21 protein-coding genes and 1 pseudogene are annotated in these 25,359 nt (G+C 40.2%); 18 read left to right on the top strand and 4 right to left on the bottom strand.

Features of this window, described 5'->3' with window-relative positions; genetic code table 11:
* Nucleotides 1-5: 5 nt before the first annotated feature.
* The 12 genes and pseudogenes from BacF7301_RS24490 to BacF7301_RS24435 all read left to right on the top strand — a co-directional run bounded on the left by BacF7301_RS24490 (nt 6) and on the right by BacF7301_RS24435 (nt 15,044).
* Nucleotides 6-1,574, top strand: coding sequence for an Mfa1 family fimbria major subunit (locus BacF7301_RS24490; protein ID WP_167966813.1), 1,569 nt, complete (start codon nt 6-8; stop codon nt 1,572-1,574).
* A 288-nt stretch (nt 1,575-1,862) separates the two neighbouring features.
* Nucleotides 1,863-2,837, top strand: a complete 975-nt coding sequence (locus BacF7301_RS24485) for a FimB/Mfa2 family fimbrial subunit (RefSeq protein ID WP_167966812.1) — start codon at nt 1,863-1,865, stop codon at nt 2,835-2,837.
* 17 nt (nt 2,838-2,854) lie between these two features.
* Complete coding sequence (locus BacF7301_RS26015; RefSeq protein ID WP_245208296.1) at nt 2,855-5,314, top strand: fimbrial protein; 2,460 nt, start codon at nt 2,855-2,857, stop codon at nt 5,312-5,314.
* Nucleotides 5,315-5,344: 30 nt separating this feature from the next.
* Nucleotides 5,345-8,266, top strand: a complete 2,922-nt coding sequence (locus BacF7301_RS24475; RefSeq protein WP_167966811.1) for a hypothetical protein — start codon at nt 5,345-5,347, stop codon at nt 8,264-8,266.
* A gap of 30 nt (nt 8,267-8,296) precedes the next feature.
* Nucleotides 8,297-8,563 (top strand): HU family DNA-binding protein, encoded by a 267-nt coding sequence (locus tag BacF7301_RS24470; RefSeq protein WP_167966810.1) that lies wholly within the window; start codon nt 8,297-8,299, stop codon nt 8,561-8,563.
* 41 nt (nt 8,564-8,604) lie between these two features.
* The gene (locus BacF7301_RS24465; protein ID WP_167966809.1) at nt 8,605-9,774 is read left to right on the top strand and encodes an OmpA family protein; all 1,170 of its coding nucleotides are present in this window, start codon (nt 8,605-8,607) and stop codon (nt 9,772-9,774) included.
* Nucleotides 9,775-9,936: 162 nt separating this feature from the next.
* Nucleotides 9,937-10,341, top strand: a complete 405-nt coding sequence (locus BacF7301_RS24460; protein WP_167966808.1) for a hypothetical protein — start codon at nt 9,937-9,939, stop codon at nt 10,339-10,341.
* Nucleotides 10,342-10,380: 39 nt separating this feature from the next.
* A complete protein-coding gene (locus BacF7301_RS24455) occupies nt 10,381-11,040 on the top strand; it encodes an MIP family channel protein (protein WP_167966807.1) in 660 nt (219 codons plus the stop codon).
* Between the two features lie 535 nt (nt 11,041-11,575).
* Nucleotides 11,576-12,091 carry an HU family DNA-binding protein gene (locus tag BacF7301_RS24450; RefSeq protein WP_167966806.1) on the top strand — a complete coding sequence of 172 codons (516 nt, stop codon included), beginning with the start codon at nt 11,576-11,578 and terminating at the stop codon, nt 12,089-12,091.
* An 85-nt stretch (nt 12,092-12,176) separates the two neighbouring features.
* Nucleotides 12,177-12,527 (top strand): hypothetical protein, encoded by a 351-nt coding sequence (locus tag BacF7301_RS24445; protein WP_167966805.1) that lies wholly within the window; start codon nt 12,177-12,179, stop codon nt 12,525-12,527.
* A gap of 30 nt (nt 12,528-12,557) precedes the next feature.
* Nucleotides 12,558-13,339 (top strand): annotated as a pseudogene (locus BacF7301_RS24440) (peptidoglycan recognition protein family protein).
* Between the two features lie 148 nt (nt 13,340-13,487).
* The gene (locus BacF7301_RS24435) at nt 13,488-15,044 is read left to right on the top strand and encodes an ATP-binding protein (protein WP_167966804.1); all 1,557 of its coding nucleotides are present in this window, start codon (nt 13,488-13,490) and stop codon (nt 15,042-15,044) included.
* Nucleotides 15,045-15,084: 40 nt separating this feature from the next.
* On the opposite strand, the gene BacF7301_RS24430 is transcribed toward BacF7301_RS24435, so the two are convergent.
* Both BacF7301_RS24430 and BacF7301_RS24425 read right to left on the bottom strand, forming a co-directional pair.
* Nucleotides 15,085-15,432, bottom strand: a complete 348-nt coding sequence (locus BacF7301_RS24430) for a DUF4907 domain-containing protein (RefSeq protein ID WP_245208295.1) — start codon at nt 15,430-15,432, stop codon at nt 15,085-15,087.
* Complete coding sequence (locus BacF7301_RS24425; protein ID WP_167967298.1) at nt 15,419-16,435, bottom strand: Kelch repeat-containing protein; 1,017 nt, start codon at nt 16,433-16,435, stop codon at nt 15,419-15,421. The genes BacF7301_RS24430 and BacF7301_RS24425 overlap by 14 nt, the downstream gene beginning before the upstream one ends.
* A gap of 245 nt (nt 16,436-16,680) precedes the next feature.
* On the opposite strand from BacF7301_RS24425, the gene BacF7301_RS24420 reads away from it, so the two are divergent.
* The 6 genes from BacF7301_RS24420 to BacF7301_RS24395 all read left to right on the top strand — a co-directional run bounded on the left by BacF7301_RS24420 (nt 16,681) and on the right by BacF7301_RS24395 (nt 22,649).
* Nucleotides 16,681-18,000 carry a DUF4270 family protein gene (locus BacF7301_RS24420; RefSeq protein ID WP_167966803.1) on the top strand — a complete coding sequence of 440 codons (1,320 nt, stop codon included), beginning with the start codon at nt 16,681-16,683 and terminating at the stop codon, nt 17,998-18,000.
* Entirely contained in the window at nt 17,987-19,192 is a 1,206-nt protein-coding gene (bamG, locus tag BacF7301_RS24415; protein WP_167966802.1) for a BamG family beta-barrel-assembly machinery protein, read from the top strand. The genes BacF7301_RS24420 and bamG overlap by 14 nt, the downstream gene beginning before the upstream one ends.
* Before the next feature lie 158 nt (nt 19,193-19,350).
* Entirely contained in the window at nt 19,351-20,553 is a 1,203-nt protein-coding gene (locus BacF7301_RS24410; RefSeq protein WP_167966801.1) for a sensor histidine kinase, read from the top strand.
* Complete coding sequence (locus tag BacF7301_RS24405) at nt 20,550-21,311, top strand: LytR/AlgR family response regulator transcription factor (protein WP_167966800.1); 762 nt, start codon at nt 20,550-20,552, stop codon at nt 21,309-21,311. Before BacF7301_RS24410 ends, BacF7301_RS24405 begins: the two co-directional genes overlap by 4 nt.
* A gap of 128 nt (nt 21,312-21,439) precedes the next feature.
* Nucleotides 21,440-21,877, top strand: coding sequence for a LytR/AlgR family response regulator transcription factor (locus tag BacF7301_RS24400; RefSeq protein WP_167966799.1), 438 nt, complete (start codon nt 21,440-21,442; stop codon nt 21,875-21,877).
* A 70-nt stretch (nt 21,878-21,947) separates the two neighbouring features.
* Nucleotides 21,948-22,649 carry a TonB family protein gene (locus BacF7301_RS24395; RefSeq protein WP_167966798.1) on the top strand — a complete coding sequence of 234 codons (702 nt, stop codon included), beginning with the start codon at nt 21,948-21,950 and terminating at the stop codon, nt 22,647-22,649.
* Nucleotides 22,650-22,760: 111 nt separating this feature from the next.
* Here the strand turns inward: BacF7301_RS24395 and BacF7301_RS24390 are convergent, their stop codons facing one another.
* Both BacF7301_RS24390 and BacF7301_RS24385 read right to left on the bottom strand, forming a co-directional pair.
* Nucleotides 22,761-23,057, bottom strand: a complete 297-nt coding sequence (locus BacF7301_RS24390; RefSeq protein ID WP_167967297.1) for a DUF1905 domain-containing protein — start codon at nt 23,055-23,057, stop codon at nt 22,761-22,763.
* Nucleotides 23,058-23,154: 97 nt separating this feature from the next.
* Nucleotides 23,155-25,221: a HelD family protein gene (locus BacF7301_RS24385; RefSeq protein ID WP_167966797.1), complete on the bottom strand. Its 2,067-nt coding sequence runs from the start codon at nt 25,219-25,221 to the stop codon at nt 23,155-23,157.
* Between the last annotated feature and the right edge of the window lie 138 nt (nt 25,222-25,359).

The raw sequence follows: 25,359 nt of genomic DNA, 5'->3' as shown, positions 1-25,359 counted from the left end.
TATCAATGAAATTGGACAAATCTTTTTTAACGCTGTTTGTCGGACTGGCAATGGCAGCGTGTAGTAACGATGAAGAGATGGTAACCGGCGGACAAAACCAGTTGCCGGTAGACGGCAGGGAAGCTTATATGTCCGTGTCTGTGTCAATGCCCAAAAGTACGGGAACGCGTGCTCCGGGAGAAGATCACGGAAGTACAGAAGAACAGAAAGTAAATGAATTGCTTCTTGCGTTGTTTGACGCATCGGACGTTTGTTTGGAAACAAAGGCATTGGCTGCAACCGACTATATCCTGAATGCAGGTGGTGCTCTTGTGACTGGATATGACGGAAAAGCATTCAAAGTTCCTTCCGCTACCGCTAAAGTGCTGGCAGTAGTCAATCCGAGCAACAAATTCAAGACAGCCTGTGTGGCTTCCGCTTCCTGGTCTGCTATCAACAGTGCTGTGGAGCAGACACTTGAGGAAGTGATTGGAGCAACAAAGGACAACTTTATGATGATTAATGCCGGTGACAATGCCAACTCTGCTAATGGAGCATTGGTAGCAGTCGATGTAAAGGTGGTTGATGGAACGAATTTTGTCGATGCTATTGCTGCGAAGGCCGCTGCTGAGACTGACCGTTCCCTGATTCACGTAGACCGTGTCGTTGCCAAGGTTTCTTTAGGAACAAATCCGGCTGGTGTCACAGTTCCTACAGGGGTAACCTGTACATTCGGTGACTGGGCATTGAATGTAACTAACAAGAGCATGTTCCCGTATTCTGAAATCGTAATGCCTGTCGGAGGTTCTGTCAATGCGGATTACAGAAAAGACCCGAACTATGAATTGGCAGGATTCAATACGTCGCAGTTCAATTATCTGAAAGTAGCTGATGACGGTACTTTGCCGACTGATTTTTCAGCTATGACGGACAGCAAATATTGTCTTGAGAATACAATGGCTGCTGACGCACAAACCCAGGCACAAACTACGGCTGCCGTAGTAAGTGCGGTCTATACTCCTAGCTCATTTACAGTAGGCGATAGCTGGTTCCGCCTTTTGGGTGTCACTTATAAGACATTGGTTGAACTGCAGACAGTGTATAATGCTGCAAAAACAGCAGCTACGGCGGATGCATTGCAAACACAGATAATCACTCTTTGTGACCAGTTCTATGCACGTATGAAGGCTGCCGCTACTAAACAAGGCAAGACTGTCGGCGCTGATTTTGCCGCTATTACTATCGCCGAACTAGACGCTATTGCGAACGGTGGCGAATACTCCAAGCCCGCTGCCAGTGAAATCGTAGGTGTAGAATACTTCCAGAATGGTGTCTGCTACTATAACATCCTGATTCGTCATGACGACGCAATCACCGCCACAATGGAACTTGGCAAATATGGTGTCGTACGCAACAACTGGTACACATTGACTATCAACAGCGTGAAACAACCGGGTACTCCTTGGATTCCTGACAAGACAGATCCTACCGATCCTGAAAAACCGGGTGGGAATGATGATGACGCTGAAGCATATCTCTCTGTAAATATTGTGGTAGATCCATGGACTACCTGGAGCCAGGGAGTGGATTTGTAATGACAAATATATTGGGCTAAAATAATAATTAAAATTGTAGGAAGGCGTTATGATGCGGCGCAGGTTGTCTTATAGCGCCTTCCTTTTTTCCTCTTTTTGTTTTTATTAAGCTGGTGGAGGCATATTTCCGTGAATCAAGACCTTGATATGAAAAACTTGATAGAAGCAGGTCTTACCATACAGACAAGTTTTGACGCTTGTCCACTAAAGCAGATTATTCCGAGAAAAGCACAAAGGCGCTTTTCCACACTATATATGAAATTAGAAAAATAAATAGAACCATAGATTATGAGAAAGATAATGAATACAAAAGGTGTTGTCCGACGGATGAGTTATGGAAGTTGCCTGCTATTACTGCTTGTACTCTTTTCTTGCACATCCATTGATGAGACACTACCGGAATGTCAGTTATATGTCCGTTTCCAGTACGACTATAACATGGAGTTCACCGATGCTTTTGCGGCTCAGGTGAATTGTGTAGATGTGTTTGTATTTGACAAGGAAGGCACGTTTATTATAAAGAAGAGCGAACAGGGGGAAACTCTGGGCAGCGGCAGCTATCGTATGCCGTTGTCACTTCCGGTCGGAGAATACCGGATAGCCGCTTGGGCGGGAATGAGCGATGCCTTTGAAATGCCGGAACTGGTTGTCGGAAAATCGATACTGGAAGATTTGACGGTAAGAATGAAACGGGGGGAGTCATTGGTACATAATAAAGTTTTGAAGCCTCTCTGGTATGGCGAGGTGAAGAACGTGAGTTTTACAGGGAAACGGGAACAGACGGAAACGGTCAGGTTGATAAAAGATACCAATAAGTTCCGCTTTATCCTGCAAAAGTCCGGGCCGGGAGAAGAACTGGATATGAATGACTGCCTGTTCGAAATCCGTGCGGACAACGGATATTACGACTGGAATAATGACTTGCTGAATGATGATGTGATTAGTTATCAGCCGTATCATCTGGAAAAAGTGGAAGATGTGGGCATTGTAGCGGAAATGAACACCATGCGCCTGCTCGAACATAAAAAAGTATATTTGACGCTTACACGCAAGTCGGACAGCAAGGTACTGATGAAGATTGACCTGATACCTTACCTGCTGCTTACTAAAATGGAAGGACATGATATTCCGGCACAGGAATATCTCGACCGGCAGAGCGAATATGCGATAGTCTTTTTCTATAATCCGGAATTATTGAATTTCCTTTCCACTAAGATTGTGATTAACGGCTGGACTATCTGGCTAAAAGGTGAAGACCTCTGATAAATAAACAAAGATTGATGAATATGAGAGATAAAGGTTGTATATGGTGGATGTGGCTGCTGTTGTTTTTATTTTCTTGTACAGAAAGTGAACAGACAGTTGAGCCGGTAAATCCCGGAGAAGTGCGGATGAGCATGAATATCAGCACACGTGCCACGAGTGATCCGGAAGTGCTGAACACGAACGAAACCCGTATCAGCCGTTTGCGTATCTATGTTTTTGATGGTACATCATTGGATAAGATGTATTATTGGCAGGGACTTACCGCTACCGACGGGACTTACACTACTCCGGTTTTCAAGGTGAAAGCCGCTACTGGGAAAACATTGTATACCATTGTAAACGAGCCTGTTGACCTGAATACCCGTGCTATACTTGAGTCTGTGGATCATCCGAATGATTTGGTGGATGTGCAGTATCAGATGGCTGACTACTTGACAACAAAGACTAATGTCGTAGAATATGGAAAAGAATACTGCCTTCCCATGTATGGAGAACTGGCAGGGGTGGATGCGGCGGAAGGAACGACACAGACGGTCAATATGCATGTAGACCGTGCAGTAGCACGTGTGGATGTCTATATGCGGAAAGAATCAGGAAATCGGGAGGAAGTTCAGATACCTGCGATGTTGGTTGTGACGGGAGTTTCCAAAACCGGATTCATTTCTCCCGAAAAGACTGGTAATTATGCATCTTCCGCAATCAATATGTTGTCGAGAAAGACAGTAGGTGAAATCCCAGAAGAAACTTCTCCGGAAGACAAAGGTGTGCTGGCTTACTCTTTTTATATCCCGGAAATGGAGTGTAAGGACAGTAAGCTGAATATAGGCATTGACGAATACGATATGATAGAGTTGGGTGGGGATGCGAACAATTCGGGCGGAGCGCCTTTGGAAAAGCTGGAACGTAATCATGTCTATCAACTGTTGTGCCGGTTTATGATAAAATCACTTTCATTGGAAATGCATATACTTGATTGGGAAGATGTAGGGGTTACAGGTGATATTGTAGGTACTGACTTTTATATAGACAGGACTGCAGGTAAAGGAATAACCCTTATTAAAGATATTGTCGATCCGGTGAAGCTGGTGAAAGTGGACTGTCGTACTCCGGGTCGTTTACGAATTAGAGCTTTGAAACCTGATAAGGCGGATTTAATGTCAACAAGTGATTTGCAACTGTATTGCAATGGAATAACGGAAACGGATAAATTGGCGGATAACAGTGGCATTTATGACCTTACTGCTGCGCAAGTAATGAATTTCTATTGTACCACCGGTAGTGTTCCCGCTAATTATGAAGGTGGTTTTATCGAAGTGTCTTCCGATAATGTGCATGTGGAATATATTCCTATCAGTTCATTGGATACTTTTACTCCATTGGACACGGAAGGCACTGCCAACAGCTATATAGCGGATAGAGGTGCGGGCTCTTATTCTTTCACGGCTACCATAATGGGAAACGGATCGGACGGTATTATTGATGAAGGAAAGTTTGAAGATGTAATGGGGAATATATTGACGAAAGCAGCAGGTGCGGATATTCATCCTTTATCGGCAAAATTGCTTTGGCAGGATACGGATGAACTGGTGGAACAAGTTGCTTTAGTCGATAATAGGGTTCAAGTGAAAATGGGACGAAGCCGGGGAAATGCATTGATAGCCGTTTATGATAAGGCTGATCCTAATGCGGAGGATGCGAAAGTGTTGTGGAGTTGGCACCTTTGGTGTACGGCTGTGCCACAAATAATAGAATTTATTGTACCAAAGACAGGCAATAAATATAAAATGATGGATCGTAATCTTGGGGCAACAACTATTACACCTGCTTTGTGGACTACACAAGGGTTGCATTATCAATGGGGACGTAAAGACCCGTTTTACAGTCCATTGAAGAATGATGGGAAATTGACTACCTTATATAATGTTAGAAGTGTCGGCTCTTTGTGGAAGATTACTCATGAGGAACCGCTAACTCTTGCTCAAGCTATCAATAATCCGGATATATTTATTCATAGAACTTGGTCAGACGATACTTGGTGTACGAAAACTTCAGACTCGGAAACAACAGAAATGCGCTATGTGTGGGGTAATCCGGAAGGAACAATAGCCGATTATCCTAGTTCGACTATTAAAACAATTTACGATCCTTGTCCTGTTGGTTATAAAATATCACCATTCGATGCATTTTTTATTTTTAATGAGAGTGGGGTGAATATGAACGGTGTTACTGCCTATGTAGAAGATAAAATGATTTTTTTGCCAATAACTTGTACTCCTGATTGGGCATTTTCTCCAGCGATAAGTGGAACGTATTGGAGTTCGTCAGTTTATGGACGACGTAGCGATGACTTTTATTGGCAAAAAATGGGAGCTTTACTTTATTTTTATCCAAAGGGTACTGGCATAAATAAGTTAAATACGACTCTGTGGCTTGGATTTGTGCAGGCTGGCTCTATACGTTGTGTAAAGGAATAATTCATTAGAAATCAAAAAAGTATAAATGAAATGAAAACAAAAATACAGCAACGCTTATATTACCTATTCAGAGGATGTCTATTAATTCTCTGTACAATTAATATTCCTTTGTTAGTTGGTAGTTGTAGCGATAACAGTGAAACAACAACCGTTGACTTCTTTCAGAAAAATGTCATCAGACTATCTATCTCTGACGCGGAACTGGTGCAAGTGCGTAGTGTGGAAAATGAGTCGGAATGTAAGATTAGTGGTATACAAGTATTCGTATACAATGATTCTCATACTTCATCCCCTGTATATTATCAGGAGGGTACGACTGATTTATCTTTTTTGTTTGGAAATGGAACTGCGTCGCCTACTGTAACATTGAAAAAATTCATTCCTGCTAACGGAGAACGAATCTATGTGGTTTGTAACCTGACCAATCGTTCTTCTGCATTGGGAACAGGTGGTTTCCTTATAGATAAAACGGCTGGTGAGGAACAGTTAAGAAATTATACGAGCCAAGGCTTGATGAGAGGTTTTTCTAATTTGAAAGATGAAGGACAAGCAATCCCTATGTACGGGTGGATAGAATGGAATACCAGCGCTACTTCTAATGTATGTTTGTTGAAGCGATGTTTTGCTAAAATTACAGTAGATGCGGATATGCAGGTCTTATTTCCTGACAAGGTGGTTTGTTGGGAATGGCAAAATTTGGACTTTTCGGACTTTGTATTGGACAGTGAACATCGGGGTGGAATCTATCAAGGTAGTATAAATGAAAAGGGTATTTCAGAAAAGCATGATTTGCTTTCGGCTACGGTTCCTTTGGATGCAGCCAAAGGTCTGGTGACTAGTTACTATTCTTTAGAGTATAAACATTCTGTCTATGCGTTGGGGAATGAGATAGATGAAAAAACGTTTTCCAAAGATCGTGCCATGTTACTTCTTACTGTTCAGAATCCGGATGGCTCAAATAAGGAGTATTATCGTCTGGACTTTTGGGATAAAGAAACAGGAAAGTATTTGGATATAGTGCGAAACCACGCTTATCGTTTTAATATTACGAAGTTGAAAAGTAAAGGATATACTTCCGTACAGGAAGCCATTCAAAATCCGGGGAGCAATATTGAATATACAATAACAGTTTCTGATAAATGGGTGCAGGGGTATACTTCAAACGGGCAATATCTGGTTAAGACGGATAGGGAAGAAATAAAGTTATTGCAAGGTACAATAAAGGATCCGGTGATAATGTTGAAAATAGAGTTGCAGGCAGACGATGCAGGAAATGTCAATTTGGATAATGTGACAACCCGTAAAGTACGTTTATTGGGAAAGGATAAAGAGCTAGTGTCCCGTTTCTTCATTCAAACATTTTATAGCACGGATAATGAACATCTGACTCCAATAGATAATGGAATTGTCATGGACGGTATACCTTCTGTACCTGGTGCGATAAATAGTACCGGAAACGAATGTGAATTACCGTTGGATAATAAATATTGGATATATGCTACTGTGGTCTACGGAGTTTCTCTTATGCCGAAGGAAGGATTCCTGGAAATAACAATAGGCAACATAGTGAAATATATCCCTTTCAGTATTATACCTGAAACAGAAGTGTTCCCTGTGGATGATGATGGTCCGGCAAATTGCTTTATCACTCCGGTGACTTATGGTGCTTATTCGTTTGACGCCACGGTGATAGGAAATGGAGTGGAGGGTATTGTGGAGGAAACGAGAGATCATGCAAAAGCATCTACTGGTGGTGCCTTAACAGAAGATGTTGAACAATATCATTTTAAAAATGGGATGGGAGAAGATATTTCTAGTTCAAAAAATGTTGTGATATCTCCTCAATCTGCAAAGTTAATTTGGCAGGATCAAGAAAGTCTTATTTCGCAAGTGGCATTTAATCAGACTACCAATCGTGTTGAATTTTTGAGTAGCGGTGCAGGAAACGGAGTCATCGCAGTTTATGATAAATATGATCCAAATGCGGAAGATGCTAATGTACTTTGGAGTTGGCATGTCTGGTGTACGGAGAAACCTGATATTATTGAATTGGGGTTACCGACTAATGGAGAAAGTTATAGTGGGAAGAATTATAAAATTATGGATCGGGATTTGGGAGCTACAACTAATATTCCGGATAAATTGACAACTTGTGGCTTAGGATATCAGTGGGGACGTAAAGATCCTTTTATTGGCCTGACTTCGTTTTATACATCCCTTGACGATCCCGAACCGGAAAATGCTCCAATGTATAGTGTTCGTGGAACGGAGCAGGAATTAAAGGAAGAAGTGAAAAATGAAAGTATAGGAACTATTGAATATGGAATAAAACATCCTAATGTGTTTATTAAGGCTGGCATAGGTTACAGCAGTGGTGATTGGTTATATTATACTAATCTTCATGGTGGGGATAATTCCTTTGCGGGGAATCAGTATCTATGGGGAAATAATCCTTATTCGAGATATAAAATGGTTGATATAGAGACTATGAAGACTCTTTATGATCCTTGTCCTGCTGGTTATAAGGTGTCGCCGCCAGATATATGTGGGGCATTTCTAAAAAAGCCTATAATAAATGACACTATAACAGATCTGAGGTCAGGGAAAATAGTCGGACATACAGGAAAGATGATGGAAGACAGTTTTTATACTCCGTCATTTACTGAATATGGAGCCTATTTTTATTGTGGTAGAGAGAATAGTGAGCGGAAAGTATATTTTATTTCTGCCGGTTTTCGTTTGGGGGATGGCACTGAAGGCTTAAATTTGATACCAGGTTATGCCGGTCATCTTAGTGGGACAATGACTTCATATGATGGCTCTGGTATGAATACTGTGATGACCTTTTATTTTAAGAGCTTGCACACATTTTATACTTCTTTCGGGGGAGACACTGGTTTCTCGGAAATCCGCGCTTCCGCAGCACAAGTTCGCTGTGTCCGTGATGAATAAACACATATAATTCATTTTAAATATAAACTTATGAACAAATCAGAATTAATCAAAGAAGTAGCCTTGAAAGGTCAGTTGAGTTTTAGCGAAGCTACAAATGCAGTGAATGCAATAATGGAAACCATTGCGGAAACAATGCATAAAGGAGAGAGTGTCACCTTGGTCGGTTTCGGAACTTTTGTCGTTCAGGAACGGAAAGCGCGCAATGGGCATAATCCTGTGACTGGCGGCTCAATGGTAATCTCGGCTAAGCGACAGGTAAAATTCCGTCCTGGCAGTAAAATGAAATTAGAGTAAAGAAACAGGTTGAACTAAATGTTGAACATAAAAATTGAAACATGAAAAAGAGAATTATTACAGTTGCATTGGTATTATCATCAGTCTGCGCTATGGCGCAACAAAAGGAAAATCGCGATACGGACGGAAATATTCTTCGTGGCCCGTATGAAACGAATAGTTTTTGGAGTAACTGGCATATCGGTGTAGGTGGTGGAATCAATATCTATGAAGGTGAATTTGATAATAAGACATCGGTGGGCAACCGTATTGCTCCCGCATTGGATGTTTCGTTGGGTAAATGGATAACCCCTTCTTACGGAGTCCGTCTGCAATATTCGGGTCTGAAAGCCAAGGGGCTGACGGATGCAAGCGGGATGTATGCCAAAGGGGCGCATCGCGGTTATTACAAGGAAGAGTTTAATGTATCCAATCTCCATGCGGACTTTATGTGGAACTGGTCGAACGGTTTCCTCGGATTCAATGAGAAACGTGTGTGGAATGTGATTCCGTTTGTCGGTTTCGGTTGGGCACGTTCGTGGGGAAACAGCACGCATGATAATGAAATTGCTGCCAACATCGGTATTTTGAATACGTTCCGTCTGGGCAAGCGTCTGGACTTGACTTTGGAAGGACGGCAGATGCTAGTGAAAGAGTGTTTTGACGGAACGGTAGGCGGCAGCAAAGGTGAAGGAATGAGTGCTGTGACACTGGGACTAAGCGTGAAGTTGGGCAGGACCCGTTTCGACCGCGTTGAGAAAGTGGCTCCGGCAGATTATTCATCTTATAATGAACGTATCAACGCGCTTCGTGCCAAAAATCATGATTTGAGCACCGAAGCACAGCGCCTTGCCGCCGAACTGGAAGCTGCCAGAAATCGGAAACCGGAAGTGGTGAATGAATCGAAAGTGACTGCTTCGCCGGTAGCCCTGTTCTTCCCTATCGGCAAGGCTACTTTGGATAAGAAGGAACTTACCAATCTTGAGTTTTATGTGAACAACGCTATCAAGGCGGATAAGAACAAGACTTTCACGCTGATTGGTTCGGCGGACAGTGCTACGGGCAGTAAGGAACTGAACCAGCGTTTGAGTGAACAACGTATGGAATATGTGTACAATTTATTAGTCGAAAAGTATAAAATTTCCCCTGAACGTCTCGTGAAGAAAGCGGAGGGCGATACGAACAACCGTTTCAGTGAACCTGAATTGAACCGTGCCGTAATCGTCGAATAATAGTTTTATTTCATTTCAAGGTATTTATAGGCAACATTGCGGGGCTGTCTCGTTTTCTTCTATGTCGGGACTGAAAGTGCTTTGTCGTTACAAGGTGGGCTTGTCGGTGTCGGTAGTTGGATGGTTCTTTGCAATGTTGCTTTTTTGAATGAAGAGGAGAATATGATAATATATAATAGTCTGTTGGCGAAAACTTTCCTGAACAGGAAGAAAAGGCATTATTTTATGATTTTCGGATGGTGTTTCACCCGGTTCAAGTATCTGGAAGTGTGGGAGGATATGGAGCTTCGGATTCATGCGCGGCAGTATACGGAGTGTTTCTTTCTGGCGCTGTTTCCCGCTCTGGTGTTATCCGTCTGGCTTTTGTGGTGGTGGATGTTGGTTGCGTTCATGAATTATCATCTGCTTTACTGGCTGGAGAGGTGGTTCGGACATCATTCTTCTTTTGACTGGGAAGCGTTGGAACATTGTGGCGATACGCTTTATTTGAGGAAACGGAAATCATACGCCTGGATGAGATGGTACGGGAGGAAGTCGTTGCCGCCTTCGGAATGGGAGGATGATTAGAGAGAATAGTAAATCTTATACGAGAAGAAAAAGTAGATTATGAAAACGAAATTTATAGCTGAAATGGTGGGCACTATGGTGCTTGTTTTAATGGGATGCGGTGCTGCTGTATTGAATGGCGGTGCGACATCGGTAGCCGCTGTGTTGACGATTGCTTTCGCGTTTGGCTTGTCGGTGGTGGCAATGGCTTACACAATCGGCCCTGTTTCGGGCTGTCATATTAATCCGGCCATCACTATCGGTGTTTGGCTGAATGGCGGACTGTCGGTTATGGAAGCTGGTGTGTATATTGTAGCGCAAGTGACGGGCGGAATACTTGGTTCTGCATTGTTGTGGGTGATTACCGGCACAATGGGGATAGAAGGTACGGGAGCCAACGGTTTTGAAGAACCGTATCTGCTGGCTGCATTTGTTGCCGAGGCGGTGTTTACTTTCATCTTTGTGTTGACTGTGCTGGGCACTACCGACCGGGATAATGGCAGTCCTCATTTTGCGGGGCTGGCTATCGGATTGACTTTGGTCTTGGTGCATATTGTATGTATTCCCGTTACGGGGACGTCGGTTAATCCGGCCCGTAGCATTGGTCCGGCATTGTTTGCCGGTGTGGAGGCTATCAGCCAGCTCTGGCTGTTTATTGTGGCTCCGATTGTCGGTGCAGTGGTAGCTGTGCCTGTCTGGAAAGCAATAAAAGGGAATTAATTGTTTCATTTCATGTTTTTGTGAGAATAAAAAAGATGTAGGTTTTTCCCATAAAGTATAATAAATGAGTTTAATGGCCTATATCCTTAATGTCGCTGTGAAGCGCCTCATTTCCCCAAGAGAATCCATGCCCCTGCCATTTTTCTTTTTATAATAGTAGCATGGGAAAAATGGAATCATGGGTTCTTCTCTGCCTGTGAAGGTAGACTATTGTTTGTTTTGTTTGTGTGGTGCACCTTTTTCCCGGTGGGGGAGCAGGTGCACTCTTTTTTTGCATATATACTGGTTTGGATATATTTGTTTATTTATTATTCTCCCTAGTTATCGGTTTTGTCGCTTTTTTCTTATTCCCAGTCGTTCTCTTGTCGTTTATTGAGCACTTTTATACCGAATACATGTGTCTGAAAAGCCTTTTAGTACCTTTTTAATGAAGCAATTTAGTGTCGTTTCATCTCTAGGGAATATGCTGCATCTTTGCATTGTTAACGTTAGCGAAGTGATAATTAAAACAGTATTAATTAAAAAGAAAAGTATTATGGCAATTAGATTTAGAAGAGTGTTTCGCCTGTGTGACCCTACAAATAAAGAAGCAGGAAAGAAAGTATATCCAGTGATTTCTTATCAGTATGATACAAGTGCAACACTGGATGAATTTGCAAAAGAGATAGCTTCTGCTTCCGGTGTCAGTGAGGGTGAAACAATTAGTGTTCTCAAAGATTTCCGTACGTTGTTGAGAAAGACATTGCTGGGTGGCCGTTCGGTGAATATTAAAGGATTAGGCTATTTTTTCCTTTCTGCACAGAGCAAGGGAACGGAGAAAGCTGAGGACTTTACTATCGCCAACATTTCAGGGCTTCGTGTTTGTTTTCGTGCCAACTCGGACATTCGTCTGTTTACCGGGACGACTACCCGTTCGGATGGATTGAAGTTCAAGGATTTGGATCATATTAATGATTCGGGTCTTGTTGGTGACGGTTCGGATGGTGGTGAAACTCCGGATCCGGATGGCGGTTCGGGAGATGACGGTGAAACACCGGATCCGGCAGCTTGATTTACGGAAAGTTGAGAACTGTCAATTGTGTATGGAATGAGGCTTCGGCCTCATTCTTTCTTTGTAACTACATAAATAGACCAATATGCAAATAACTACAATCCTAGCTTTTATTACTGCTATGGGTGGTTTGGAAGCTGTGAAATGGTTGGTGAGGTATATCACTTGCCGTAAGACGGATGCACGGAAAGAGGAAGCGTCCGTGAATAGTATAGAGGAAGAAAATCGTCGTAAAAAGGTAGACTGGTTGGAAGAACGTCTTACCCAGCGTGACGAGAAGATAGACGGGCTTTATGTCGAACTTCGTAAGGAGCAGGAAGAAAAGATTAACTGGATACATAAATGCCATGAAGTGGAGTTGATACAGAAAGAGTCGGAAGTGAAAAAGTGTGAGATTAGAGGGTGTGCGAAACGTATTCCACCTTCGGATTATTAACAGATGCGTTTGAACTAATAATGAATTATCATGAGAAAAATAGATTCTATTATAATACATTGTTCGGCTACGAAAGCCGGACAGGATTTTACTGCCGCAGATATGGAATATGTTATATCGGTGGATTGGATGAGAACGGGCGTCCGGCAGATACCCGGACGAATGCTCAAAAACGGGTGCTTTATCAGATTATTATAGATTTGCAGCGGGAATACAATATTCTTCGAGTGTTGGGGCATCGGGATACTTCACCGGATTTGAATGGTGACGGAGTGATTGAACCTTATGAATATGTGAAGGCTTGTCCCTGTTTTGATGTAAGGGAGTTTCTGAGAAGTGGGCGGGGATTGCTGTTTGTGCTGTTGGTGGCTTTAGCAGTGCCTGTGCTGCTGTCGGGATGTAGGAGTAAGAAAGAGGTAGTAAGCAGGAATAATGAGATTAGAGTGGATTCAAGTTTGAATATTAGCTCCGGGAAAAGTCTTGTTAAAAATGAGGTTGCTTCGGAAAAGGATTCGGAGGTGGTGGAGGAGCATATCGAACAGGTGGTGTTTGTGTTTCCTGCGGATACGTTTGGATTGAAGGCTGGGGTGATGGTGAAGACTGTGGTGGATAGGAAAAACGTTAATCAGAAACAGTTTCTTCAAGAAATGAATTCACAGTCTGTGAGTTTGTCGGATATGAGTTCTAAGACAGAGATTCATAAAACGGGAGTTGAGAAAACTACTAATAGGATAATCGGAAGTGGGTATTGGTACGGAATTATTTTGCTGGTTTTAGTTATTGTGTGTTGGATTTGCAAATTGAAGAAGTGAGATGTTGTTTGTCTTGTACAAAGCCAGTTTTGATAAAAATGGAGTCATGATAGAGCTGTCTGTGAAACTGTGTGTTTTTTTGTGGAGTTTGTATGCGTATTCCCATGGAAATGCGTATCTTTGGATAATTACAAACAGAAGAAAAATTATGGGCGGGGTATTACGCAAACTTCCAATTGGAATACATGACTTTGAGAAACTTCGTAAAGGAGATTATCTCTATGTGGATAAAACCGCTCTTGTATGGCGAATAGCTAACATAGGTAAAACTTATCTTTTAACTCGCCCTCATCATTTTGGAAAAAGCCTACTACTCTCTACTTTTAAAGCCTATTTTGAAGGCAAGAAAGAACTATTTGAAGGGTTGGCTATTGCTGGTATGGAAAAGGATTGGAGTAAATATCCGGTATTACATTTGGATTTGAATGCCGAGAAGTATGAAACTCCAGATGACTTGCTTGCTATGTTGAATCAACACTTGGAGAAATGGGAAGCTGTATATGGAGATGAGAAAAGAGAATGGAACTTGGAAGGAAGGTTCGGTTATGTTATCTGTCGTGCCAGCGAACAGTTTGGATGTGGAGTAGTAGTGCTTGTTGATGGATATGATAAACCTTTATTGAAGGCATTAGGTAATGATGCTTTGCTTGATGATTATCGTAAAACCTTGAATGCTTTTTATAGTGTACTGAAAAGTTCTGATCGTTATCTTCATTTTGTTTTACTTACAGGTGTGACTAAGTTTGCACAAACTGGTATGTGTAATGATTTGAATCAGTTGAATGATATCAGCATGATGTCTCAATATGCGACGATTTGTGGTATTACACAACAAGAACTGGAAGATACTTTCATGCCAGCACTGAATCAATTGGCGAAAGAGAATGAACTAACTTATGAAGAAACGTTGAACAAGATGATGGCTTTATATGGCGGTTATCATTTTTGTGAGTTTGTAGAAGGGGTATTTAATCCATTCAGTGTGCTTAATGTTTTTGACGGGTATAAGTTTAGTAACTATTGGTTTCAAACAGCTAATCCAGCTTTTTTAGTCGAGTTACTCAAAAAACGGGAGTATGATTTGCGTACATTAATTGATGGAATTGAGACTAGTGTTTCTTCTTTCACGGAATACAGGGTGGAGGCTAATAATCCGATTCCGCTGATTTATCAGAGTGGCTATTTGACTATAAAAGATTATGATAAGCGTTTCGGAAACTATCTATTGGAGTTTCCGAATGATGAAGTTCGCTATGGCTTTATGGATTTTTTGGTTCCCTATTATACATCGGTGGTGGATGATGAACGGGGTTTTTATTTGGGTAAGTTTGTACGCGAATTGGAGAATGGTGATGTCAATGCTTTCCTTACCCGCTTACAGGCTTTTTTTGCGGATTTCCCTTACGAACTGAATGAAAAGACCGAACGTCATTATCAAGTTGTATTTTATTTAGTTTTTAAATTGATGGGACAATTCACCGGAGCAGAGGTTCTTAGTGCCCGCGGACGGGCGGATGCAGTGGTGAAAACTCCGAAGTATATTTATGTGTTTGAATTTAAATTGAACGGGACTGCTGAACAGGCTTTGCAGCAGATCGATGAAAAAGGTTATCTGATTCCTTATCAGGCGGACGGGCGTGAACTGGTCAAAGTAGGAGTGGAGTTCAGTGCGGAAAAAAGAAATATAGACCGGTGGTTGTACTAGTTCAATAACCATGTTGTTGGAGGAGTTGTGCATAAATCGATTAATGAGAAGGTAAGCATTGTTGCACTTCATTTTTTGACACAGAAAAATTGCGATGAGCATTAAATCGTTTTAAAACTAGAATACCGACTTTTCGTGTGCTGACCTCGTCAGGAAAAGGGATTACTGTATCAATAGCCGGGATAGTGGGTTGGTATATCAAAATCTTCTGCTTCATGACAATTTGATATCCCCAACCATTTTTATATTGAAATATTTCCAGTTCAGCTTTTGGTTCTCCTTCATCCTCAATTACCATAATTGAGTGATGAAGAAGAATGATGGTTAGTAACGACAGTAAACTAATCCAAAGTACGCAAGTTCTGATTTTGATATTAATTATTTTCATAATTGTCATCGTCATATTCGTATGGATGAAGTTCCCATATGTCGTCAAAGCGGTAATTATTGCTTCTGCCTGTAACAATGAAACCTTTGTCGCCATTAGAGAAGGAGGCGGTTGCTGTGCGTGGAGCACCTTTGAATTTGGCAACTTCTTCCCATAAATCATTAGTAGGAGAGTATTTCCAAGTATTGCTGCGTAAGTCAGGCGCTCCACCACAGGTTAGGTATGCTTGCCCGTCAATGACAAAGGCAACTCCGTAAATTCGTGTGATACTGTTATATTTATTGTCGTATGTTGCATCCGAGGTATCTGTGATATCACGAAGTTGAATCCAACGCTTTTGAGAAGGATCATATTTCCAGAAATCTTTAACGTATTCACCATTATTGAATCCGGCACAAACATAAGCAATATCATTTATCACAAAGCAGGTAGCTCCCCGACGTTTACTTCCACCCAGGCTGACAATTTGTTCCCATGTATCAGTTTGCGGATCATAACAATAGAAATCTTTCAGATAGTTTCCGTTATAGCCGCTACCTAGATAACCTTTATCTGATAACCCAAATGCTATGGCATCATTTCGCGCGCTACCCGGATAATCCTTTTTTGAACTCCAGGCATTTGTGCCCGGATTATATTCCCAGAAATCATTGTAGTAGTTTTTTCCGTCATAACCTGTTCCGAAGTATCCTTTGCCGCCAACGGAAAATGCTGTGGATGAACTACGGGAAGTTCCCGGGAAAGAAGCTTTTTGTGTCCAAAAGTCGAGTTCCATATCATATTCCCATAGATCATTCAGGTGTTTTCTAGCGTCATAACCACCGGTGAGATACCCCTTGTTACCGATAGTGAAAGAGGTTGCTTCTCCACGTGCCAGGCCGTCAAAATCGGAAACACGATACCATTTACCCATTAAATCTTCATCCTCGTCATCGTTACTACAAGAAACTGTGATAACAGAGAACATTGTTAACAGAAGTGCTAATAAATTTTGATGTTTCATCATATTATACATTGTTATTATTTTATGGATACAAAAGAACAAGGCTTTCACGTGCTTGACAAATCGAATCGGTAAGCATCCGGATTTATGCCGTAAATTGAGTATTTGAGAAGGTAAATGGCCTTGCTATATTTAATACATGGTTTGCCTTTGTTAATGGCATGTTGCCGGAAGATATGTATTGGTTGGCGGGATAAAATTGTATGAATGAATGCTTATTCCCTCTTTTGCCGCAAAAATAGAATATGCATAAATTGTTGATTGTTATTGGCTTTTGTTTAGTCACATTTTTAGGAGTGATATCGTGCTATGATGAGCGCAATACTTTTGGGGACAGGTTGGTTGATTCGGATTTGCGCAATATAAGTATGGATACAAGTACCATTGTCATGACTGCTGTGCTGATAGATTCTTTGGAAACTTCCGGCAAACAGGTTGTTCTTGCGGGAAGATATGTGCATCCGGTATGGGGGAAGGTCTCTGCTGCCAGCTACATACCTTACGTGCGGCCTCAATATTCGACAGAAGCGGATGTGACGGTAAAGTTTGACTCATTAATGTTGGTACTTTCCAGTAGTGGTGATTTTGTTGGTGATACGACTTTACAGCAACGATATTTTATTCATTTACTTACGGAGAAAATTATTCTGAATGACAATGGTTATTTGTATAATAATTCTTCATTTGCTTATGAATCCGAACCGATGGCCAGTTATTCTTTTATACCTAGACCTCATGTTACAGAGAAACTGGAAATACGTTTGCCTGATGAGTTAGGACAAGATTTGCTGACTCGTTTTCACAACCATGATGAGTCTGTTGCTATCAATCATTTTGAAGATTATTTTAAAGGGATTGTTATAATGCCTGATGAAAAGCAAAGTTATTCATTGCTGAGTTTTCAAGTTTCGGATTCATTGTCGGCTTTGGTATTGCATTATCATATTGAAGGGGGATATGAGAATCAACAGAAGCTGGTTTTCTCGCCGAATACAACTACGCAATTTAATCAGTTGATACATGAACGCCACGGTACTCCTATGGAACCTTATCCGTTGAAAAAGGTAGAGATACCTTCTGAAAAATTAGGAAATCGTGGAATATTGTTCAGTGGTATCGGCTGGTACACTCGTCTTGAATTTCCTTATCTTAATAATATTATGGAACAGGGAGAGTATATACATATCGAAAAAGCCGGATTGAAAATATATCCTGAATATGGGACTTATTCGGGATATAATGCGTTGCCGGATAGTATCTTTCTATACATAGCAGATGAAAATAATGTAGTGACTGATGCTGTAAAAGACTATTTAGGAAAGCAAGTACAGGGTGGAAAGCTGGTGAAAGATGATTTGTTTCTTGGAAATGCATATTACTATTTTGATGTTACCAAGTTTATGAAAGATGAGTTGGGAACTTCAGGTAAATATAAACATAATCTTCAGTTGGTATTTAATAGTGATGATTATACCAAGACACTGAAGAACCTGACTTTCGGTGACCCCAATGGGCAGCATCCTATTATTTTACAACTAAATTATAAAATATATGAAAGCTATTAACTGCATAATCTTTCTTTTGTTGGTTACGCTAAAATCACAGGCACAGAACGTTATGACTTCATCTCCTTATTCTATGTTTGGTATCGGAGAATTGGAATCCGGACTTTACGGACAAAATGCAGCTATGGGTGGTGTTTCCTACGGGATGCGAAATAATACACTGATTAATATTGAGAACCCGGCAGGATTGACAGGGCTAGAGAGTAAACGGCTGCTTACGGAACTTTCCATATTTCTAAAAAATGAATCATATACTTCCGGGGGAAGTTCGAATCAGGCTTTTACAGGAAGTTTTTCTGCTTTAATGTTGGGAGGCCGGGTGATTCCGCGGTGGTATACGGCAGTCAGCCTGACTCCTTATAGTTCGGTAGGTTATTATTTTCAGTCTTCCCAGCCGGTAGAAGGAAATCCTCATGAAAATTATGATGCTGCCTTTACAGGAAGTGGGGGAATCTCAAAAGTCACTTGGTCTAATGCTTATCTCCTGTCTCAACATTGGTCGTTGGGGATGAATATCAGTTATTTGTTTGGTAACATTGTGTTATCTGAGCAACAAAGTGACTTGATTGTTGACAGGAAGATGCATGCACGGTCACTTTATGCTAATTTAGGTATTCAGTATCACCGTACATTGAACCATGATTTGTCTTACACATTAGGAGCGGTTTATGGTTATCGGCAAAAACTGGATATTACTAATGCTAAATATATAGTAAATGGCAACGCACATGAAAAGAAGAAACAAAGAAGTCAAAAACAAAGTTTGCCTCAATATTTTGGCATAGGCGGCTCTCTACAATATAAGAAATGGACGTATGCGTTGGATTATGCTTTTCAGCAATATAGCTCTTTGACATCAACGGACAGTCGAATTGAATTCAAAGATGTAAACGAATGCCGTATCGGAGTTTGTTATTTACCAAATGGTTATTCTTCAGATGGCCTTTGGAAGCAGGTAGCCTATAAGGCCGGAATTAATGTTTCCAGTTCGTATATGATGATTAATGGAAACACGGGACTTTCTTTACGATTTAATGCAGGACTGAGTTTGCCTGTATTTAGAGGAAGAATAGATACCAGCATTTTTTATGACCGTATGCAACTGAAAAAAGGTACGTTAAATCGGGATGTGATAGGTGCTACTATTTCTTTTACATTAGGTGAGATATTCTATCACAGTAAACTCAAATAAAAGAAATAAATGAATGGGTGGGGTGCAATATAAAGCTTAATTTTCCGTTTATTCATAAAATGCGAGCGTTTTACCGCCTGTTTTGTCCGTTTCACCGGACTGCTTGCCGGAAAGTGGATAGATTGATTATTTTTGTAGATTAAAAAATAAAAGAGCTTATGCTGCGATCAACAAGAAATGAATTTCTTATTGGATTCACCCTATCGGTGATTCTTTCTCTTTTTGCCAATTTTGCATTGTTGATACGCCGTTATGATCTGATGATGGACTCGAAATTGCCTGGTTCTTCTTATGCGATAGAGAAATATGAATTGTGGTTCTCTGTCTTATGGTTTTTCTTTTTCTCTTTTGTATTGTTTGTTCTTTATAGATGGGCATACAGATGGGGTGATAAGGTGTTTCAACATAAAGAAGTAAAGACGATAGGACTTGCGATGGGAAGTATTTTTATTGTTGCTTTAGGGCTGTACAGGGCATATCCTGTTATAAATACGGCTGTAATGGGAAAGGTCTGTAATGTATCTGTTCTTCATGATTGTGCAGAGCGTTCAATTATGATAACAGAGGTTTCAGGAAAGATGCTTGATACTGTTTCTGGTTCTGTAGTGGAACCGGATAAGATTCGGGTAGGAGTGAATACCGTGTTTTCAACAGCTTATTCGAATCCTTTATTGATAGAGCATATTTTTGTATTGTTGACTATTATGTTAAGTATGCTGTTACTTCACTTGCTTGATAAAAAGCAGGAAATGAAATTAGAGTATGAGAAGATAAAAGTAGAGAAACTGCAAAACTCATATAATGCACTGATGGGACAAATCAACCCGCATTTCTTTTTCAATTCGTTGAATGGGCTTAATTCATTAATTCGTATGGGAGAGCAGGAAAAGACGCTTGAGTATCTGAATGGATTGTCTAATGTTTTCCGGTATATTCTGCAAAGTAATCATAAGACATTGGTAACTCTTGATGAAGAATTGCAATTTATTAAGGCATATACTTATTTGCTTAGTGTGCGATATGAGAATAAGTTGTTTTTCTCAATTCGGATAGCTGATATTTGCTTACAGAAGCGCTTACCTATCCTAAGTTTGCTTCCATTGATTGAAAATGTGGTTAAGCACAATGTTATTAGCATGCAACATCCTTTACAGATTGAGATTTATACAACTTCAGAAGATTTATTAGTCGTTTCAAATTTTATTCAACCCAAAATGGAAGAGTATGTCTGCAATGGGATTGGATTAAAGAATCTTCGGGGACGTTATCAGATGTTGGTTGGCAAGAATATACAGATAGATGATTCTAATGGATACTTTGTGGTTTCTCTGCCTTTATTAAATACACCGGAGCGAATATGAAAGCAATAATTATTGAAGATGAAACAGCAGCAGTAAACAGTTTGAAAGCTGTTTTGCAACAAAATTCGGTAACGGAGATTGAAGTGATTGCTGAACTGGAAAGCATTGAAGAAAGTGTGGAGTGGTTCAGATGCTCGTCGCAACCGGATATTATTTTCATGGATATTCATTTGGCAGACGGACTGGCTTTTAAAATATTTGAGCAAGTGGAAATTGCTGCTCCTGTAGTATTTACAACTGCTTATGATGAGTATGCTTTACAGGCTTTTCAGGTGACCAGCATTGATTATTTGTTGAAACCTGTTACACTCAATACATTAGAACATGCTTTGAATAAGTTTTTCCTTTTCAATCCGGCGGAACGAGAGGAGCATATTCGACAAACTAATTCTGCTATTAAAAATCGTAATGAGGTAAAAAAGTTGCTGATAATGCTTGCTGATAAGTTCTATCCGCTTTCGGTAGATGATATTTATTATTTTTATACGACCCGGGAGAAAGTTACGGCCTATACCTTTGACGGCAAAAAACATCCTGTAGACCGTACACTGGATACACTTGGTGAACAACTGGATAAACGGCTTTTCTTTCGTGCTAATCGTCAATTTATTATATCCCGTAAATCAATTAAAGATGTAAATATTTGGTTGGGCAACCGACTTTCTGTAAACTTACTATTGCCTGTTCCGGAGCGTATTATAATAAGTAAGGTAAAGACTCCGGTATTCAAAAAGTGGCTTATGCAGGAAGATAATTGAATCTGTTCACCTTTGCTTATTGTACGTCTCACCTGCGAAGAATCCCCGTTTGCCGGAGTTTAACTTTAGTTTGCTAATGTTTCCCTTTAATTTGTAACAGATAATAAGAACAAATAAAACGGGATGTTATGCTGAAATGTATCACTTTGGACGGCGATGTTTCTACGCTCAATGATTTGATGGAGTATTTAGAAAAGATTGACCGAGCTTTGGCAGAAGTCAATGGGTTGTTGGGAAGCAAGCGGGTCGAACAATCTGTTTTTCTTCGTGAAGGCTCCAGGATTGTGCGTCTTAATCAAGAGGATATTTTATATTTGGAAGGATACGGTGGTGATTATGTTAAAGTACACCGTATAGAAGGAAAACCTATACTTTCACAAGTGAGTCTGAAACGTTTTGAAGAATGTCTTGGAGAGAATTTTTGTCGCGTACATCGCTCTTATATCATTTCACTGTCTCATATAAGTTATATTGAACGGAAAAGAATCCGTATCGAAGGTGCTTTGATTCCGGTCAGTGATTCTTATCTGCCTATGTTAATGAGCAAACTGCGCATACAAATATAGATTGACATAATAGGCTATATAGTATGAATTACAAATATTTTCAATGTATCACATTTTAAAAAACAATCTTATGAATTACGAAATGGAATCTTTAAAAACAGGGGTGAAGAACTTTATTTTAGGGCTGTCCCTAGTTCTTCTTTTAACGATGACTGCTTATTCTTCTGGTAAAGCACAGAATTGCGTTGATAAGACAAGTGTTAATACTATTATTATGTCGGGTATGAAAAATGATACGGTTATTATTTCTCAAATAAAAACTGATTCTTTACATCATAACGGTTCTTGTTGTTCGAATAATATGCAGGTTGTATTTACCTTTCTTGGGAAACATATTAATTATCTGCCCAAAGCGATTGAGAACAAAGTAGAGGGAGATATAATAGTCGGTTTTACTATGACTAAAAATGGCGAGGTGGCGAATGGCAGTATTATCAAAGGGCTTTATGCTGATTTGAATGAAGAAGTGCTTCGGGTTATAAAAGAAATTCCCAAATGTGAGCCTATAAAAGAGGATATGGATTATAGGGTCACTATGAACTTTAATTTGTCAGATGGAAGATTGAACTTCAGACCGAAAATGTCTATTATCGGAGTAGAAACAAGTAATGCGAAACTTTCCGTTAAAAGAATGGATGGGAAAAATTATGGTTCTATGATTGTTTATGGAGAACCTGGTGTGGGAGAGGATTCTGTTGTTATAAAGACGATGTCTGTTAGAATCAGCGATATGGATAATAGTATAATAACCATTGATAAAAAGAATAAGTAGCTAAAGCGTGAATATTCATATTCGAATATTCCTTTAAAAAATATCATACTAATAATATATCCAGGTGGGTTATCCAAAATATTTTGAATAGCCCATTCTTTTGTTACAGTTTTAAATCCAAATCATAATCTCCACCTCTTTATCAGTTACGATTTTTTCCTTTTTCCTGATTTCTGCTTTGAGAGGCAGTAAATAAGTATCAAGTTTCGTGTCAAACCAAATAGCGGTTTCCCATTGAGTATTACCGATTTTTGCCGTTATTTTCAATCGTCCCCAGCCTTCTTCTAAGAATCCAAGATTTTCTCTTATTTCTTTGGATATTCCTTTCGGAAGGCAGGCTATGTGCCAACCACCCGTTCCGATAGTTGATGAGTAATTCCATACTTTTGCGGTAAACTCATATTTTATTCCCTTATTTTCCATTGTGCAAAAATAGGGAATAATTAGGAGACTAGATATCATTTTCTCTTTCAATTAATTTTCGATATTTGTCTGAATACATATCCTATTGCAGGAATCGACATTTGGGCGAAGAAACGGAATAAGTTAAAGTTAGCTTGTGCATAGCCCTTGTCACTGCCACATAAAGCATACTTCTATCAATGCCGGAATGATAGTTCTTATCATCAGCTTGCGGAATGATTACTTCGTCAAATTCCAGTCCTTTTGCCATGTGGGCGGAAGTGACGATAATTCCTTTAACATAAGCGGAGCTTTGACTTGACAATAGTGAAATGTCGTTGGTATAAGTCCGGAGTCTCTGAGCAAGTTCTTTTGCTTGGGATTCGGTTTTGCAAATGATTCCTAATGATGTGTTGTTGGAGTTTCTGAAAGAATTTATTAAGTCTGAGATACCGAGAACTTCCTCTTCAACATTTGGGAATTGAAAAACCTTTGGTTGTTCCCCATGTCGTGAAATAGGTTCTAATTCACAATTCGGTTGAATATTCTGTGCAAAGCCGGTAATCTCAAAGGTGGAACGATAGCTTTTGCAAAGCTTCATTATTTCCCCTGTTGTAAATGCTTTTTTTATCATATTTGCGGTGGATGAACCATAAGGATTCACGGATTGGGAAGCGTCTCCCAGTATTGTTTTCCGGCAGGGATATAGTTTCTGAATCACCTTGTATTGTATAGGAGAATAGTCTTGCATTTCGTCTATTAGAAGGTGTTTGACATAAGATTGGGCATTGTTTCCATTTAGTGCGATATGCAAATAAGCTAAAGCTGCTAAATCTGCATATTCCAATGTACGATTCTTGCGCATTTTGAACATTTCAGGCTTTCCTGTCCATTCGAAGAAATCTTTATAGATTTGCAGGTCGTTGTTTCCTGCAAACATATTCTTAATTTCTTTCTTTAGCAGATTCTTTTCAGCAGTGGTGACTGTAAGGTTATATTGGAGTTTCATCATTTCCAGAATATAATCTGTCATAGTCTCAAACCGTTGGCGTATGGGGTAGCGATGGAATCGCTTGAACTGTTCGCTGATAAATCCGGCAGGAATGGTAATGTACTTGGTGAGTTTTACATCTGTCGCTTTGAAATAGTTGTTTTCTATGTGAAGGACGAATTTATCGAGCCGTGATATGAACTCGAAGGAGGCTTTATACTGTATCCGTTCGATGAAATCAGAAGTCGGCTTCTCTAATAATTCCGTCACTTGCTCAAAGAAATTCTGATATTTGTATTTGTTATCGAGGACTGTGGAGAGTATTTGCTCCATACTGGTTTCCGGCACAGTTGTTTCTCCAAGTTCCGGAAGGACATTGGAGATGTAGTCGGCAAACACTTTATTGGGTGAGATAATCAATATGTCTTTTGAGGAAATCTGTCCTCTTTGCGCATAGAGCAGGTAGGCAATGCGATGTAACGCAATGGAAGTTTTTCCCGAACCGGCAACTCCCTGTATGATGAGTACGGGGGCAGCCTCATTACGGATAATCCGGTTCTGCTCGCGCTGAATGGTCATGACGATATTTTTCATCTTATCGTCCGCATTGGAACTGAGTTCTTTTTGCAAGATATCATCGTGGACAGTAACGGAACTTTCAAGCATATATTCCATTTTCCCTTTGCGGATACGGTATTGGCGTTTGAGTGAAATATCTCCATGAACTTCGCCTGCCGGAGAAGAATAGGTCGCTTCGCCCAACTCATAATCATAGAACATACTCGAAATAGGTGCACGCCAATCGTATATCAGGTTTCTCTTGTTGTTGAAATCAAAAAATGTATGTATTCCTATGTAGACAGGCAGGGATTGGCTTCCGTCTTTTCTCTCCTTGAAATCTATTCGTCCGAAATAGGGAATGTCTACTATTTTGCTCAGTCGGTTGCGTTTGTCAATCACATTTTCTCCCCGTGCAAAATGATGTAAGATGCTCTCGCGCATAGAACGGATTTCATGGGGATCGATGTCTTTGTTCGACCATAGATAGTCTTTGTATTCCTGCAAGGTATCCACATGTTCCTTGACCGATTTGTCCGTACTGTTTATCGTAGCATTAATGATACTGATAACCTGTTGCAAGTATTCTTTTTCCTGCTTTTCTGTTCTGTTAAATATCATATGAAAACCTCATTTGAGTATTAAAAGTTTATTGAAAGGGCTGGCAAAGTTAGGTCGATTTATCGGGGTATTAAATAGTTATTTATAGCTATATATTGAGCCTTTTTCCTACTTTTGCATACTTACTTAAAAAAGAAG

The organism is Bacteroides faecium, assembly GCF_012113595.1.
GTDB classification, from domain to species: domain Bacteria; phylum Bacteroidota; class Bacteroidia; order Bacteroidales; family Bacteroidaceae; genus Bacteroides; species Bacteroides faecium.
This window is presented reverse-complemented; position numbering and strand designations above follow the sequence as displayed.

Bases quoted from the DNA above. Each gene is read 5' to 3' on its own strand.
- BacF7301_RS24420 (WP_167966803.1), top strand. From the start codon at position 16,681: ATGCATAAATTGTTGATTGTTATTGGCTTTTGTTTAGTCACATTTTTA.
- BacF7301_RS24490 (WP_167966813.1), top strand. From the start codon at position 6: ATGAAATTGGACAAATCTTTTTTAACGCTGTTTGTCGGACTGGCAATG.
- BacF7301_RS24460 (WP_167966808.1), top strand. From the start codon at position 9,937: ATGATAATATATAATAGTCTGTTGGCGAAAACTTTCCTGAACAGGAAG.
- BacF7301_RS24400 (WP_167966799.1), top strand. From the start codon at position 21,440: ATGCTGAAATGTATCACTTTGGACGGCGATGTTTCTACGCTCAATGAT.
- BacF7301_RS24425 (WP_167967298.1), bottom strand. From the start codon at position 16,435: ATGAAACATCAAAATTTATTAGCACTTCTGTTAACAATGTTCTCTGTT.
- BacF7301_RS24450 (WP_167966806.1), top strand. From the start codon at position 11,576: ATGGCAATTAGATTTAGAAGAGTGTTTCGCCTGTGTGACCCTACAAAT.
- BacF7301_RS24435 (WP_167966804.1), top strand. From the start codon at position 13,488: ATGGGCGGGGTATTACGCAAACTTCCAATTGGAATACATGACTTTGAG.
- BacF7301_RS24385 (WP_167966797.1), bottom strand. From the start codon at position 25,221: ATGATATTTAACAGAACAGAAAAGCAGGAAAAAGAATACTTGCAACAG.
- BacF7301_RS24430 (WP_245208295.1), bottom strand. From the start codon at position 15,432: ATGAAAATAATTAATATCAAAATCAGAACTTGCGTACTTTGGATTAGT.
- BacF7301_RS24445 (WP_167966805.1), top strand. From the start codon at position 12,177: ATGCAAATAACTACAATCCTAGCTTTTATTACTGCTATGGGTGGTTTG.
- BacF7301_RS24485 (WP_167966812.1), top strand. From the start codon at position 1,863: ATGAGAAAGATAATGAATACAAAAGGTGTTGTCCGACGGATGAGTTAT.
- BacF7301_RS24455 (WP_167966807.1), top strand. From the start codon at position 10,381: ATGAAAACGAAATTTATAGCTGAAATGGTGGGCACTATGGTGCTTGTT.
- BacF7301_RS24405 (WP_167966800.1), top strand. From the start codon at position 20,550: ATGAAAGCAATAATTATTGAAGATGAAACAGCAGCAGTAAACAGTTTG.
- BacF7301_RS26015 (WP_245208296.1), top strand. From the start codon at position 2,855: ATGAATATGAGAGATAAAGGTTGTATATGGTGGATGTGGCTGCTGTTG.
- BacF7301_RS24410 (WP_167966801.1), top strand. From the start codon at position 19,351: ATGCTGCGATCAACAAGAAATGAATTTCTTATTGGATTCACCCTATCG.
- BacF7301_RS24395 (WP_167966798.1), top strand. From the start codon at position 21,948: ATGAATTACGAAATGGAATCTTTAAAAACAGGGGTGAAGAACTTTATT.
- bamG (WP_167966802.1), top strand. From the start codon at position 17,987: ATGAAAGCTATTAACTGCATAATCTTTCTTTTGTTGGTTACGCTAAAA.
- BacF7301_RS24475 (WP_167966811.1), top strand. From the start codon at position 5,345: ATGAAAACAAAAATACAGCAACGCTTATATTACCTATTCAGAGGATGT.
- BacF7301_RS24465 (WP_167966809.1), top strand. From the start codon at position 8,605: ATGAAAAAGAGAATTATTACAGTTGCATTGGTATTATCATCAGTCTGC.
- BacF7301_RS24470 (WP_167966810.1), top strand. From the start codon at position 8,297: ATGAACAAATCAGAATTAATCAAAGAAGTAGCCTTGAAAGGTCAGTTG.